This window comes from Janthinobacterium sp. (assembly GCF_009923995.1).
GTDB lineage: Bacteria > Pseudomonadota > Gammaproteobacteria > Burkholderiales > Burkholderiaceae_D > Janthinobacterium.
The window spans coordinates 1-14637 of record NZ_RFSK01000004.1 but is presented as its reverse complement, the minus strand read 5'-3'; the positions used below and the strand labels follow the sequence as shown (position 1 = coordinate 14637).

At 67.3% G+C, this 14637-nt stretch carries 14 protein-coding genes and 1 pseudogene; 14 read left to right on the top strand and 1 reads right to left on the bottom strand.

Going from position 1 to position 14637, the window contains the following annotated elements:
- The 14 genes from EBS11_RS02930 (at position 1) to EBS11_RS02865 (ending at position 14388) form a co-directional block, all read left to right on the top strand.
- Positions 1–693, top strand: coding sequence for a FadR/GntR family transcriptional regulator (locus EBS11_RS02930; RefSeq protein WP_290600415.1), 693 nt, complete (start codon positions 1–3; stop codon positions 691–693).
- 54 nt (positions 694–747) lie between these two features.
- Positions 748–2313, top strand: a complete 1566-nt coding sequence (locus tag EBS11_RS02925; protein WP_290600414.1) for an ABC transporter substrate-binding protein — start codon at positions 748–750, stop codon at positions 2311–2313.
- A gap of 103 nt (positions 2314–2416) precedes the next feature.
- Positions 2417–3370: an ABC transporter permease gene (locus tag EBS11_RS02920; RefSeq protein WP_290600413.1), complete on the top strand. Its 954-nt coding sequence runs from the start codon at positions 2417–2419 to the stop codon at positions 3368–3370.
- A 114-nt stretch (positions 3371–3484) separates the two neighbouring features.
- On the top strand, positions 3485–4342 hold the full coding sequence (locus tag EBS11_RS02915) for an ABC transporter permease (RefSeq protein WP_131369282.1): 858 nt from the start codon (positions 3485–3487) through the stop codon (positions 4340–4342).
- Positions 4343–4344: 2 nt separating this feature from the next.
- Positions 4345–5265: a dihydrodipicolinate synthase family protein gene (locus EBS11_RS02910; protein WP_290600412.1), complete on the top strand. Its 921-nt coding sequence runs from the start codon at positions 4345–4347 to the stop codon at positions 5263–5265.
- Positions 5266–5288: 23 nt separating this feature from the next.
- The gene (locus EBS11_RS02905; RefSeq protein WP_290600410.1) at positions 5289–6305 is read left to right on the top strand and encodes an ABC transporter ATP-binding protein; all 1017 of its coding nucleotides are present in this window, start codon (positions 5289–5291) and stop codon (positions 6303–6305) included.
- Positions 6286–7293, top strand: coding sequence for an ABC transporter ATP-binding protein (locus EBS11_RS02900; protein WP_290600409.1), 1008 nt, complete (start codon positions 6286–6288; stop codon positions 7291–7293). The genes EBS11_RS02905 and EBS11_RS02900 overlap by 20 nt, the downstream gene beginning before the upstream one ends.
- A gap of 12 nt (positions 7294–7305) precedes the next feature.
- On the top strand, positions 7306–8019 hold the full coding sequence (locus tag EBS11_RS02895) for an N-acetylmannosamine-6-phosphate 2-epimerase (protein WP_290600408.1): 714 nt from the start codon (positions 7306–7308) through the stop codon (positions 8017–8019).
- Between the two features lies 1 nt (position 8020).
- On the top strand, positions 8021–8896 hold the full coding sequence (locus EBS11_RS02890; protein WP_290600406.1) for an ROK family protein: 876 nt from the start codon (positions 8021–8023) through the stop codon (positions 8894–8896).
- A 225-nt stretch (positions 8897–9121) separates the two neighbouring features.
- Positions 9122–10261, top strand: a complete 1140-nt coding sequence (locus EBS11_RS02885; protein WP_290600404.1) for a porin — start codon at positions 9122–9124, stop codon at positions 10259–10261.
- A 38-nt stretch (positions 10262–10299) separates the two neighbouring features.
- Entirely contained in the window at positions 10300–11448 is a 1149-nt protein-coding gene (locus tag EBS11_RS02880; RefSeq protein WP_290600402.1) for an N-acetylneuraminate epimerase, read from the top strand.
- 74 nt (positions 11449–11522) lie between these two features.
- A complete protein-coding gene (nagA, locus tag EBS11_RS02875; protein ID WP_290600401.1) occupies positions 11523–12650 on the top strand; it encodes an N-acetylglucosamine-6-phosphate deacetylase in 1128 nt (375 codons plus the stop codon).
- Positions 12631–13095 (top strand): hypothetical protein, encoded by a 465-nt coding sequence (locus tag EBS11_RS02870; RefSeq protein ID WP_290600400.1) that lies wholly within the window; start codon positions 12631–12633, stop codon positions 13093–13095. The genes nagA and EBS11_RS02870 overlap by 20 nt, the downstream gene beginning before the upstream one ends.
- Positions 13096–13209: 114 nt before the next feature.
- The gene (locus EBS11_RS02865; RefSeq protein WP_290600399.1) at positions 13210–14388 is read left to right on the top strand and encodes a sialidase family protein; all 1179 of its coding nucleotides are present in this window, start codon (positions 13210–13212) and stop codon (positions 14386–14388) included.
- A gap of 89 nt (positions 14389–14477) precedes the next feature.
- Here the strand turns inward: EBS11_RS02865 and EBS11_RS02860 are convergent.
- Positions 14478–14637: pseudogene (locus EBS11_RS02860) on the bottom strand (IS1595 family transposase); the annotation flags it as partial.

The window sequence follows — 14637 nt, the reverse complement described above, 5'->3', positions numbered from 1 at the left end:
ATGGTCACAAAGATACCGGCTTACCGCCACGCGCAAGTCAAAATCAAGGAATTCATCGAGCAGAACAACCTGAAGGCGAACGATGCCCTGCCGCCCGAGGCGCGCATGGCCGAGGAGCTCAACATGAGCCGCCCCAGCCTGCGCGAAGCCGTCAAGGCCCTCGAATCGCTGGGCGTGATCGAGTCGCGCCACGGCGAAGGCATCTTCGTGAAAGCCTTTTCCTTCGATTCCATCCTCGACAACCTGCCGTATTCCATGGTCGCCAACGACGACCAGATCACGGACCTGCTGTACGTGCGCACCTACCTGGAAATCGGCGCGATTCCTTCCGTGGTGAAAAACATCACGCCGAAGCACATCGCCGTGCTGCGCGACCTGGCCGACACGATGCTGGAAAAGGCGCTGCGGCAGGAAACCTTCCCCGCCGAAGACCGCGCTTTCCATGCCGAAATGTACTCGTGCCTGAACAACCGCTTCCTGCTGGCCTTGATCGACCTGTTCTGGAACGTCTTCAACAATATGCACAAGGCGTCCACGGCCGCCCAGCTCGACCCCTGGGCCATGGAAGCGACGGCGCGCGACCATATCGCCATCGTGGAAATGCTGGAAAACAAGGATGAAGCGGGCCTGATGCGGGCCTACACCGAGCATTTCGATTCCATCTTCAAGCGTTACCCGAAAGACACCGCCTAGCCAGCAACACGCGGCGTCACCTTTTTTTGTTCATCACATAGAGGTTAGAAATCCATGTTTGCGTCCCGTCCCTCCGTCAAATTTCTGCTCCCCGCGGCCTTCGCCGCCCTTGCCTGCCTGTCGGGAGCCGCCCAGGCGGCCGACCAGGTCTTCGTCGGCGCCTTCGACGTGGGTCCGTCCGGCAATGCGCAGAAATTCAATCCGCTGACGGCGGCCGCGGGCTTCAGCTTCTACAACAAGTATTTCTCCACCCTCACGCTGTACGACGTCAGCCTGCAAAAGATCTCGGGCGACCTGGCCGAAGGCTGGACCTATGCCAAGGATGGCAAGACGCTGACCCTGAAGCTGCGCAAGGACGTCAAGTGGCACGACGGCAAGCCGTTCACATCGGCCGACGTGAAGTTCACCCTGGAGCTGATCCGCAGCCCCGAGCTGGCCAGCGTGTTCGCCCCGCGCCTGGCGGACGTCAGCGCCGTCAGGACGCCGGACGCCAGCACCGTCGTCATCGAACTGGCGCGCCCCGACGTGACCCTGCCCGACGCCTTCACCAGCATCATGATCGTGCCCCGGCATCTGCTGATGAGCGTGCCCATCACGGAATTGCGCAACGCCGCCTGGTGGAAGACGCCCGTGGGCACGGGCCCGTTCAAATGGAGCAAATACCTGCCCGACCAGTATGTGGAGCTGACGGCGAATGCCGATTACTACCGTGGCAAGCCGAAACTGGACAAGCTGATCAACCGCTACTTCAAGGATGCCAGCGCGGCCGCCCTGGCCCTGGCCTCGAATGAAATCCAGTTTACCTACCTGACCATGGACCAGGTCAAGGAAAACCAGGCCAGCAAGGCGTTCAACGTGATTTCCGGCCCGTCCCACGTGCTCAACTACCTGGGCGTGAACCACACGGACCCGCGCTTCCAGGACGTGCGCGTGCGCCAGGCGATCCTGTACGCCATCGACCGGCCCGCCATCGTCAAGAGCATCTACAACAACAGCGCCACCCTCGCCCACTGCGCGCTGACCCTGCCGAAGTTCCAGCCTGCCAAGCTGGACAAGTATGAAACGAATGTCGCCAAGGCGAAAACCCTGCTGGCGGCCGCCAACTGGGAACAGCTGAGCAAGGGCCAGCCCGTGGAACTGCTCACGTATTACAACGACCAGGTATCGAAGGACGTCATCGCCAGCCTGCAGTCGATGCTGGCGCAGGTGGGCGTCAACCTCAAGCCCCGCTTCGTCGACAGCCCCACGTATGGCCAGCTGGTCGATGCCAACCGCTTCAGCATGGTCTTCGCGGGCGGCGGCGTGGGTCCCGATCCCAGCGCCCTGACGCCCATGCTGCACTCGGCGTATGCGCCGCCCAAGGGCGTCAACCGCATGCGCGTCAAGCTACCGCAGCTCGATGGCCTGCTCGACGCGGGCCAGCTGGAAACGGACGACGCCAAGCGCACGGCCCTGTACCGCGACGCCTGCGGCATCACGAATGCGCAGCTGCCCTGGATCCCCCTGTGGAGCGCCAACCGCTTCGGCGGCTTCGCCAGGAATGTCGAGAACATGATCTGGACCCCGGCCCCGGCCGGCGGACGCTACCAGGACAAGCCGGAGCTGTGGCAGCTGCGCTGAGCGGCGTCCCCCCTCACCGTCACACGTCATCCCGTTGGCGGGCCACGGCCCGCCGGTTTTTGCATAGCTGAGAAGGCAGGGGGCCATGCCGCCTGGAAGAAACATGTTCAAGTACCTCGTGAATCGCCTGCTGGTCAACATCCCCACCCTGCTGGCCATCCTGGCCACCGTCTTCGTGCTGGTCAACATGGCGCCCGGCGACCCCGTCGACGCCTTCGTGCCGCCCAGCCAGGCCCTGACGGACGTGCAGAAGGAGCAACTGCGCCACACCCTGGGCCTGGACCGTTCCGTGCCCGTGCGCTTCGTGCTGTGGCTCAAGCAGACGGCCAGCGGCGACCTGGGCTACCGCTACAAGGACGGCGCCCGCGTCATCGATGAAATCGCCAGCCGGGTGGCGCCTACCTTGCTGCTGGCTCTGTCCGGCCTGGCGCTCGGTTCCGTGCTGGGCATTATTTTCGGCGTGATCTCGGCGCGCCGGGCGAATGGCAAGCTGGACCACGTGCTGTCGCTGTTCGCCTATGTGGCCATCAGCAGCCCCGCCTTTTTGGTGGGCATCGTCGGCATGTATGTGTTTTCGCTGCAGCTGGGCTGGTTTCCCAGCGGCGGCTACAGCACGCCGGGCAAGGAGGGCATGGGCGACATCCTGTATCACCTGGCCTTGCCGGCGGCCGTGCTGTCGGTGCAGTTCATCGCCATCACCATGCGCTACACGCGGGCCGGCCTGCTCGACACCCTGAACCAGGACTACATCCGCACGGCCATCGCCAAGGGCGTCAGCCCGAACCGCGTCATGCTGCGCCATGCGCTGCCCAACACCCTGGTGCCCATCGTCACCGTGATCGGCGCCAGCTTTGGCGGCCTGATCGGCGGCGCCGTGTTCGTCGAGACGGTGTTTTCCTGGCCCGGCATGGGCATGCTGTTCCTCGACGCCATCGAAAGCCGCGACTATCCGCTGATCATGGGCATCGCCCTGTTCGTCTCGCTGGCCATTCTCGCCGTCAACATGCTGACGGACCTCGTGTATTCCTGGATCGACCCGCGCATCACCCTGAAGTAGCCGCATAGCACATTTGACAGGCATTGCCCCCTGGCGACAGGCGGGGCCGGGACCCGTGCGTCCCGCCGCGCCAGGAAAGTTATAAAAAAACAAGAGATAACCAAGAGGATATTTATGACGCAAGCTCCCCTCCCGCCCTCGCGCTGGAAGCAATTTCGCTCCAGCAAGGTGGCCTTTGCCGGCCTGTGCCTGTTCGTGCTGATCGCCGTGCTGTGCGCCGCCTCCGGCCTGCTGTTTTCCTACGACCCGAACGCCATCGACCTGGGCGCCGCCCTGCAGGCGCCGTCGCGCCAGCACTGGTTGGGCACGGACCAGACGGGGCGCGACATGCTGGCCCGCACCCTGGCGGCCGGCCGTATCTCGCTGGCCGTGGGCGTGTCCAGCGTGGCGCTGGCCCTCGTCATCGGCACCTTCCTGGGCGCCATGGCCGGCTACTTCGGCGGCTGGATCGACAATCTGACCATGCGCTTCGTCGACATGGTGATGACCTTCCCGCCCGTCATCGTGCTGATGACCCTGGCCGCCGTGCTCGGTTCCGGCACGGGCAAGACGGTGATCGTCATCGGCCTGCTGTCGTGGCCGCTGGCCTGCCGCCTGGTGCGGGCCCGCATCATGAGCATCCGCGAAATGGAATTCGTCGCTGCCGCGCGCACCCTGGGCGCCGGCCACGCCTACCTGATTTTCAAGCACTGCCTGCCCAACACGATCGATGTGCTGGCGGTGTTCGCTTCCCTTGGTTTCGTCTCGGCCATCATGGCCGAAGCGGGACTGAGTTTTCTCGGCCTGGGCGTGCAATTGCCGGACGCCAGCTGGGGCAGCCTGATCAGTATTGCGCGGGAGGCTTCCGTCCTCAAGCAATACCCGTGGATCTGGCTCCCCTCTGGCGTGCTGATCGTTGTTACCGCCCTGGCCGCCAACTTTATCGGCGATGGCTTGCGCCAGGCCTTTGACCCTAAACATAGCAAGGAATAATCATGGCAGCATTGAAATTACACGGCATCATCCCTCCCGTCGTCACGCCGCTGGACCAACAGGGCAAGATCGACGAAGCGTCGCTGCGGCGCGTGATCCGCCACCTGATCGATGGCGGCGTGCACGGCCTGTTCCTGATGGGTTCGACGAGCGAAGTGATTTTCCTCAATGGCGCCGAGCGCGCCGAAGCCATCCGCATCGCCGTCGATGAAGCGGCCGGCGCCGTGCCCCTCGTGGCCGGCGTGATCGACCCCACCACCGAGCGCTGCATCGAACACGCGAAGCAGGCCAAGGAACTGGGCGTGCAAGGCCTGGTCGTCACGGCGCCGTTCTACACGCGCACCAGCCCGGCGGAAACCATCGACCATTTCCGCTACATCCAGCAAGCCGTCGACCTGCCCATCATCGCCTATGACATTCCCGTCTGCGTGCACAGCAAACTGAGCCGCGAGACCTTGCGCGCCATGTACGACGAAGGCTTGATCTGCGCCGTCAAGGACAGCAGCGGCGACGACGGCAACATGCGCATGCTGATGCGCGACTTTGCCGACGCGCCCGACTTCGCCATCCTCACGGGGTCCGAAACGACGGTCGACTACGCCCTGCTGGGCGGCGCCCACGGCTGCGTACCCGGCCTGGGCAACGTCGACCCGGCCGGCTACGTGCGCCTGTACGAGCTGGCCCGCGCCGGCGACTGGGAAGGCGCGCGCGCCGAGCAGGAACGCCTGATCGCCCTGTTCGACATCGTCTTCCACGGCGTGCCCTACACCAGCCCCAACGCCTCCGGCGTGGGCGGCTTCAAGACAGCCATGCAGCTGATGGGCATCATCGACCACCGTTTGATGAGCAAGCCGAACCGTTTGTTGCCGGACGCGGCCGTCGAGCGCGTGCGCACCATCGTGGCCGCCGCCGGCCTGCTCTGATTCCAATATAGCAAGGAGATGTGATGACCGATGCTGAAGTATTGCTCGATGTACAAGGGCTGACGACATCGTTCCCGACGCCCGCGGGCGTCGTCAAGGCCGTCAACGGCCTGTCGTTCTCGCTGCGGCGCGGCGAAACGCTGGCCATCGTGGGCGAATCGGGCTGTGGCAAATCGGTCACCTCGTTCTCGCTGATGGGGCTGCTGTCCAGCCGCGCCACCATCGCAGGCCAGGCGTGGCTGACGGCGGCCGACGGCAGCCGCTTCGACGTGCTGGGCCTGGCGCCGCAGGCGCGCCAGGCCGTGCGCGGCAACCAGATGGGCATGATTTTCCAGGAGCCGATGACCTCGCTCAATCCCCTGCAGCAGGTGGGCCGGCAGATCGCCGAAGCCATGACGGTGCACGGCGTGTGCGGCAGGAAGGCGGCGCAGGAACGCGCCGTCGAGCTGCTGCGCCTCGTGGGCATTTCCGCGCCCGAGGTGCGGGCGCGCCAGTATCCCCATCAATTGTCCGGCGGCATGCGCCAGCGCGTGATGATCGCCATGGCCCTGGCGTGCAAGCCGCAGGTGCTGATCGCCGACGAACCGACGACGGCGCTGGACGTGACGATCCAGGCACAGATCTTGCGCCTGCTCAAGCAGCTGCAGCAGGAAGTGGGCATGGGCGTGCTCTTCATTACGCACGACATGGGCGTCGTGGCGCAGGTGGCGGACCGCGTGGCCGTCATGTATGGCGGGCAGCTGATGGAAACGGCGGCCACGGCCGACCTGTTCCGCCAGCCCGCCCACCCGTACACGCAGGGCTTGCTGGCCGCCGTGCCCCGCCCCGGCCAGGGCGGCAGGCTGTCCGGCATCCCGGGCCAGGTGGAGACCGTGTACGGCGAGCCGGCCGGCTGCCGTTTCGCCGGCCGCTGCCCCATGGCGCAAGCGCGCTGCACCAGCGAGGTGCCCGCCCTGCGCACCCTGGCGCCGGGGCAGCAGGTGCGCTGCCATTTTGCAACGATTACAACAGGGAGCGCGCATGAAGCCGCCATCGCATAAAGTAGGCAAGGAGATTCTGTCCTTCGAGCACGTGGGCGTAGCCTTCCACAGCCGCGCGGGACTGCTGGGCAAGCGCCAGTCCGTGAAGGCCGTGCAGGAGGTCAGCTTCGGCCTGCGGCGCGGCGAAGTGCTGGGCATCGTGGGTGAATCGGGCAGCGGCAAGTCGACCCTGGCCAAGCTGGCCATGCAGCTGCTGCGCCCGGACAGCGGCGAGATCCGCTACGAAGGCCAGCCGCTGGCCAGCTACCGGGGCGAGGCGCTGCGGCGCCTGCGCGGCGAAGTGCAGATGGTGTTCCAGGACCCGAACGCCAGCCTGAACCCCCGCCTGACCATCGAACAGTGCCTGCGCGAACCGTTCATCTTGCACCGGCGCGGCAGCAAGGACGAGCAGCTGGCCGAAATCACCCGCCTGCTGGGCGTGGTGGGCTTGCCCGCGACGGCCCTGCGCCGCTATCCGCATGAACTGTCGGGCGGCCAGAAGCAGCGCGTGGTGATCGCCCGCGCCCTGGCCCTGCAGCCGAAGGTGTTGATCGCCGACGAAGCCGTGGCCGCGCTGGACGCTTCCGTCAAGGCGCAGATCATCAATCTGCTGCTGGACTTACAGCAACAGTTTGGCCTGTCCATCATTTTCATTTCGCACGACCTGCCCATGGTGCAAGCCATGTGCGACCGCGTGCTGGTGCTGTACCTGGGCCGCCTGATGGAAGCGGCGCCGCGCGCGGCCATCGCCACGGGCGGCGCGCATCCGTACACGCGGGCCCTGTGGAAAAGCTCGCCCGCCGCCGACCCGGCCCGCCGCATGGCGCCCGAGGACGTGCTGGGCGGAGAGATTCCCAGCCCGCTGGCGCCGCCGCCGGGCTGCGTCTTCCACACGCGCTGCCCGCAGGCCCAGCCGGCTTGCCGGCAGCAGGTGCCGGCCCTGCGCACGATCGAACCCAACCACGACGCCGCCTGCCTGCTGCTGGCGCCGTCCCCTGTCCACGCTTGAACGAACCGACCCATGACCGATCTGCATCCCACCTCTCTATTGACCCGCCTGCAAGGCGGCCTCGTCGTATCGTGCCAGCCGCTCGACGACAGCCCCATGGACAGCCCCGCCATCATCGTTGCCATGGCGCGCGCCGCCATGGACGGCGGCGCCACGGCCCTGCGCATCGAAGGCGCGGACCACGTGCGCGCCGTGGCGCAAGCCTTGCCGCACGCCATACTCATCGGCATCGTCAAGCGCGACCTGGCCGACAGCCCCGTGCGCATCACGCCCTACATCGAGGACGTGCATGCCCTGGCCGACGCGGGTGCCGCCATCATCGCCTTCGACGGCACGGACCGCCCCCGCCCCGTGCGGGTCGCCACCCTGCTGGCGGCCGTGCGCGCGGCCGGCAAGGCGGCCATGGCCGACTGTTCCACGCTGGAAGACGGCCTGGCCTGTCATGCGCTGGACTGCGACCTGGTGGGCACGACCCTGTCCGGCTACACGCAGGACACGGCCTACCTGCCGGAAGACCGGCCCAACACGGTGCTGATCGGCCAGCTGGCGGCGCGCGGCGTGCGCGTGATGGCCGAAGGGCGCATCCGCACGCCGCAGGACGCCGCCGACTGCCTGCGCGCGGGCGCCTGCTGCGTCACGGTGGGTTCCGCCATCACGCGCATCGAGCACATCACGCAGTGGTTCGCCGCCGCCTTGCATGGCGCGCCGCCGGCGGGCGAGGCCTGAGATGCTGCTGGCGATCGATATCGGCGGCACCAAGCTGGCCGCCGCCCTCGTGCGCGAGGGCGCGATAAGCGCGCGGCGGCAAGTGCCCATGGCCGTGGACGCGGCAGGATTTGCCGCCGCCATCGACGCGCTGGTGGAGGGCTGGCCCGCGCCGGAGCGCATCAGCGTGGCCACCACCGGCTACGTCGATGGCGGCAAGGTGTATCCCGTGAACCGCAGCATCATTTCTTTCTGGAATGGTTTTCCATTGGAACAACTGTTGCGCGCACGCTTCGCCTGTCCCGTGACCCTGTTCAACGACGCCCAGGCGGCCGCGTGGGGAGAATACTGCGCCCGGCGCGACATGGGCGAGGCAGGCTACCCCGCCAACCTGCTGTTCATCACCCTGTCGACGGGGGTGGGCGGCGGCCTCGTACTGGACCACCGCCTGCGCGCGGGGCCGCACGGCCTAGCCGGCCACGTGGGCCACGCGCCCAGCCGGCTGGCGCCCGCCGACGGTGTCAGCCTGTGCGGCTGCGGCCGGCCGGGTTGCCTGGAAATGCTGGCGTCGGGCACGGCCCTGGCGCGCCAGGCCAGCGCCGTCTTCGGACGGCCGCTGGACAGCGCGGCCCTGTTCGCCCTGGCGGCGACGGAACCGCGCGCGGCCGCCATCCTCGACCACGCAGCCCTGGGCGTGGCCGAAGCCATCGCCGGCCTGCACATGAGCGTGGACCTCGACGCCGTCGTCATCGGCGGCAGCGTGGGGCTGGCGGCGGGCATGCTGGGACGCATCGCCAGCGCCCTGGCGGGGCTGTCCCTGCCCTGCCCGCCATCGCTGGGGGCGGCCCGGCTCGGCGCGGATGCGGGCTTGCTGGGTGCGGCCGCCTGCCCCGCCTGACCCCGTCCGCCAGGCTGCAAAGGCCCGCGCCATGCGGGCTGCAGCCGTTCGTCCCTGCCCCGTAAACACCCTGATCGAACAAAAAAGCAACAAGCTTATAAGTTGTTTGACATTAGATATCATATATCTTTACACTGATTTTCGAGCCAAGCAGCACCCCACCCAAATGCTCATGTATTGAAATTCTTTCCAACAAAAACAAGTAACAAACAACTGGAGAAGTCAATGAAAGTTAAGCGCACCCTGCTCATCGCTGTCCCACTGGCGGCCTGCACCATTTCCGCCTCGGCGCAGGTGACACTGCCGCCCATTAACATCAGTGGTCAGTTCGAGTATTCGATCAGCGATCGCCAGGGTTTGACGGAGCAAGGCGACAACGAGCACCGCCAGCGCAGCCATCCCGGCGTGCTGCTGGCCTTCGGCAGCGTGTTGCCGCTGGATAATTCGGGCCTCAGCGCCGAACTGTTCGTCTCGACCAAGCTGGTCACGGGCGATGCGACACCCGCGTGGACGAATTCCTTCGGCAACCGCGAAGCGTGGGGCGGCATCAACAGCCCCTACGGCGCCGTGCGCTTCGGCCGCCAATGGCTCGACAGCTATATCAACGTGCTCGACCCGTATGCATCGGGCGGCAACATCGGCGAGATGAGCGAACTGGGCACGGGCGCCGGCAAGGGCTATCCGGCCGGCCTGACGCGCATCTCGAACGCCATCTGGGCCGACAATTCGCTTACCTACACGAGCCCGAAAGTGGCCGGCGTGGCGACCCTGCGCGCGCAGTTCTACTGGAATGGCAGCAGTTTCACGGATGACAAGCTGGTGTCGGCCACTGCGCCCAACATCGCCCCCAACACCACGGCGGCCAACGGCTACATCCTGGGCGCGCGCCTCGACTACCCGGCCGCGCGCATCGACCTGAACTACGGCTCGCAGAAGCAGAACCTGAAGAACGCCCTGGCCACCAGCGACAACAGCCCCCTGGCCGACGGCGTGTACGACACAAAGCAGATCATGGTGGGCGGCATGTTGCCCATCGGCACGCACTCCGTGCGCGCGCTGCTGGTGCAGGACAAGACCCAGCGCCCGAACGGCAGCAGCATCAAGGATAATGAGCTGATCCTGGGCGGCCAGTACAGCGTCACGCCGAACTTCCACCTGCGCCCCGTGTTCATGATCCACAAGGTCGACACGGTGCCGAACGACGCCAACGACTACAAGCAGTTGCGCGTGGAGCTGGCCTACAAGATGAACCTGGGCCTGGCGCGCGGCTCGACCTCGTTCTGGTTCCGCCCCACCTACCGCAAGTGGGATACGAGCGGCAACAAATTCACGGAACTGCGCGCCGGCTTCACGACGAATTTCTAAGCGCTGGCCACTTTCCTCCACCTTACCTACTCTCCATCATGAAAAAACTGAGCTGTGCATTGCTGCTGTGCTGCGCGTTTTCCTCCGTCCAGGCCGCTGACGCCGCCCCCCGCTGGCCCGACTTCCCCGCCCCCATCAAGAATGGCGCCGGCGCGCGCATCGGCGCCACCGTCTACGCGGGCCTCGGTTCGGCCGGCAAGGCCTGGTATGCGCTCGACACGGGTACGCCGGGCGCATCCTGGGTGGCGCTGGCGCCGTTTCCCGACGCGGCCCGCGACGCAGCCAATGCCGTCGCCATCAACGGCCTGGTCTACCTGTTCGGCGGCTCGGGCAAGAACGCGCCCGAGGACAAGGCCCTGACGGTCTTCGACACGGCCTATGTGTACGATCCGGCCGCCAACAGCTGGCGCCAGCTGCCCACGCGGGCGCCGCTGGGCATCTTCACGGCCAGCGTAGTTTCCGTCGACCAGCGCAACATTGTCTTCTTCGGCGGCGTCAACAAGGCCATCTTCGACGGCTATTTCCAGGACTACGCCGTGGGCGCGGCCGACAACAAGGAACGCCAGGCCGCCGTCGCCGGCCACTACTTCGACCAGCGCCCGCAGGACTATCTGTGGACGGCGCAAGTGATGAGCTACAACCCGCAGACGAACCAGTGGCGCAACCTAGGCACGGACCCGCAGCTGCCCACCGTGGGCGCGGGCGTTGCCGTGCACGGCAACGTGCTCACCATGGTGAATGGCGAGATCAAGCCGGGCCTGCGTTCGCCGCAGGTCAAGGAAGTCGCCATCGACGGCGACAAGCTGACGTGGAAGCAAGGCGGCAAGCTGCCCGCGCCGCCGGGCGCCGCGCGCCAGGAAGGCGTGGCGGGTGCGTTCGCCGGCTACAGCGGCAAGGTGCTGCTGGTGGCGGGCGGCGCCAACTTTCCCGGCGCCTGGCAGCAGTTCGACGGGGGCCAGAACTATGCGCACAAGGGCTTGAAGAAGACCTGGCGCGATGACATCTATGCGCGCCGCGACGGCAAATGGTCGCACGCGGGCAAGCTGCCGGCGGGCCTGGGCTACGGTACGGGCATCCAGCTGGATGACGGCGTGCTGGTCATCGGCGGCGAGCTCGACGGTGGCGCCGCCAGCAAGGACGTGTTCCTGCTGCAATGGGATGGCAAGGCCGTGCAGATCCTGCACTGACATTGCCCGTGGCGCCTGGCCCGGGCCGCAAGGCCTGCGCCAGGCGCGTTTCCCCGTATTCATTGAGAAAAATCATGACTGAAGCTTACCGGCAACATCACGGCCGCATCCTGTGCGATGCGCACTGGCTGGACGGCACCCTGACGGTGGCGCCGGACGGGCGCATCGCCGCCATCGAGGAGCGCGCCGGCGCGCCCGGCCCTGGCCCCGCCGCCACCCTGCTGCCGGGCTTCATCGACCTGCACGTGCATGGCGGCGGCGGCGCCGACATCATGCAGGGCGGCGACGCGGCCGCCCGCATCGCCGCCGCCCACGTGCGCCACGGCACGACCTCGCTGCTGGCCACCACCATGACGGCGCCCATGGCCGAACTGGAAGCCGTGCTGGCGGGACTGGGGCAGGCCTGCGGCGCGCGCCGGCCGGGCGCCGCCCGCGTGCTGGGCGTGCACCTGGAAGGCCCTTTCATCAACCAGGAAAAGCTGGGCGCCCAGCCCGACCATGCCTGCGTGGCCGTGATCGACAGCCTGCGCCGCCTGCGCAGCCTGGCGCCCATCCGCGTCATCACCATCGCGCCGGAAATCGCCGGCCACCTGGCCATCATCCGCGAACTGAGCGCCGACGGCGTGCGCATGCAGATCGGCCACACGAGCGGCAGCTACGACGATGGCGTGGCGGGCCTGCGCCACGGCGCCACCAGCTTCGCCCACCTGTTCAACGCCATGACGGGCTTGCACCACCGCCAGCCCGGCATCGTCGGCGCCGCCCTGGCCCATGCGCGCTACGCGGAAATCATCCCCGACCTGCTGCACGTGCACCCGGGCGCCCTGCTGGCGGCCCTGCGCGCCATTCCCCACCTGTACTGCGTCACCGATTCCACCTCCGCCACCGGCATGGCGGACGGCGATTACCGCCTCGGCTCCCACACGGTGCATAAATGCCAGGGCGGCGTGCGCCTGGCCGACGGCACCCTGGCCGGTTCCTGTCTGACCATGGACCAGGCCTTGCGCAACCTCGTCTCCGTGGGGCTGGACCTGGCCGACGCCTCGCGCCGCCTGTCCGCCTATCCGGCCGATTACCTGGGCGTGACGGATCGGGGCCGCCTGCGGGCGGGCGCCTGGGCCGACATCGCCATTTTCGATGAGCAACTGGCCCTGCGCGGCGTGGTGGCCGAGGGAGAACGCATTGAACTGGCCCACGCGTAGGGGCGCCGCGCCGGCGCTGGCCCTGGTCCTGGCCGCCTGCGGCGGCGACGCCGTCCCGCCTGCCGCCGCGCCGCGCGCCGCCGTGCGTCCGCCCGTGGCGGCAGCGGTCGTCACCGCCGAAGCGGCCAGGGCGGTGCGCAGCCCCTTGAGCATCGGCTATGTGGAATACCCGGCCGCCGACGGCTTGCATGCCTACGCGGCCGTGCCCGTCGTGCTGGAACTGGAGCAGGCGGACGTGAAGCATCCCGCGCTGGAGGTGCAGGCGGCGGGCAGGACCCTGGGGCGCGTGGCCCTGGCCCGCCCCGCGGCGACGGGCGCGCACTACGGCAGCCGCCACTGGAGCGCGACCATCCCCGCCGCCTGGGCCATCCGCGGCGCCAGCTGGCGCGCCGTCGCCGACGGCCACGAGGCCAGTGCGCCGCGCGCGCTGCCGCTGGCCGACTAGGCAGGCAAGGACACGGGACGCGCGCCTGCCACCCGTCAGGCGCGCGGGACTTCCCCAGTACGGGATGGTTTGGGACCGCGCGACACGCCCGGTCCCGGGAAAGGAATCACCGCAATGTCAACTGTCTTGCCGATTCAATCACTGCACCGCCTGGCCGCCGCCTGCGTCCTTGGCCTCGGTCTTGGCCTGGGCGCCGCGCCCGTGGCCCAGGCGGCCATTTCCGCCAGCACGCCGTTTCCCGCATCCGATGCCAGCTATGGCTGCTACCGCATCCCCGCCGTCGTGACATTGCAGAACGGCACCATCCTCGTCTTCGCGGAAGGCCGGCCGTCGGGCTGCGCCGACTTCGGCAATATCCAGGTGGTCATGAAGAAAAGCCTCGATGGGGGCGCGACGTGGTCGGCCCTGTCCGTGGTGGCATCGAATGGCACCCTGCAGGCGGGCAACCCGGTGCCCGTGCTCGACACCATGGACCCCGCGTATCCGGGCGGCCGCCTGTTCCTGTTCTATAACACGGGCAATGCCAGCGAAAGCACCATCCGCAACGGCGGCGCCGGCGTGCGCGAGCAGTGGGTGGTGACGTCGACGGATGGCGGCGCGACGTGGGGCAGCCCGTCGAACATCACGGCGCAGACGGCGAAGATCGGCGCGGCACCGTACAACAACGGGGCCGGCTGGCGCACCCTGGCCATGGGTCCGGGCCACGGCGTGCAGATGCGCTCCGGGCGCCTCGTCGTGCCGGGCAATTTCACGGCGGGGCCGCCGCAGACGGGCTATGCGGATGGCCGCGCCTATGTATTCTATTCGGACGACCATGGCGCCACTTACCAGATCGGCAATGACACGGGCTACCCGTCGGCCAACGAGTCGACGGCGGCCGAACTGAGCACGAGCCAGCTGATGATCAACAGCCGCGATCAGAGCGGGCTGACGAAAAAACGCATCGTCTCCGTCAGTTCCGACGGCGGCGCCAATTTCAGCGCCGGCTTCGCCAACGCCACCCTGATCGATCCCGTGTGCGAAGGCAGCCTGCTGAACCTGGGCTGGAATGGCAAGCAATACCTGTTCCACGCCAATCCCGCCTCCACCAGCAGCCGCAACAACCTCACCGTGCGCGCCAGCAAGGACGATGGCCAGAGCTGGCCGTTTTCCCTGCTGATCACGGCGGGCGCCTCCGCCTACAGCGACCTGACGCAAGTGGATGCCGGCAACCTCGGCATCCTGTACGAAAACGGCAGCAACGGCATCCGCTTCATGAAGATACCGCTCAGTACCGTGATCACGGCACCCTGAGCCGTCCCCGTCCTTCGCTGTTGTTCCCTGTTGTTTCCTGTTACCCCCCTCTTTCCCGCCCTGCCGCGCAGCGGCGGGTTTTTTTTCGGCTATGTCACCATCAAGTGTGGGAACGCTCCCAACGTTGCCTTCAATAAGGTTTCTGGCGAGCGGATGCGCCCGGCGTCGAGTATCCAGCGCCATCCCAGGTAGTTCGGCAGGTAGCGCGTGGCCACCCCGTGAAACGGCCGCAGCCATTCCCGCAGGCGG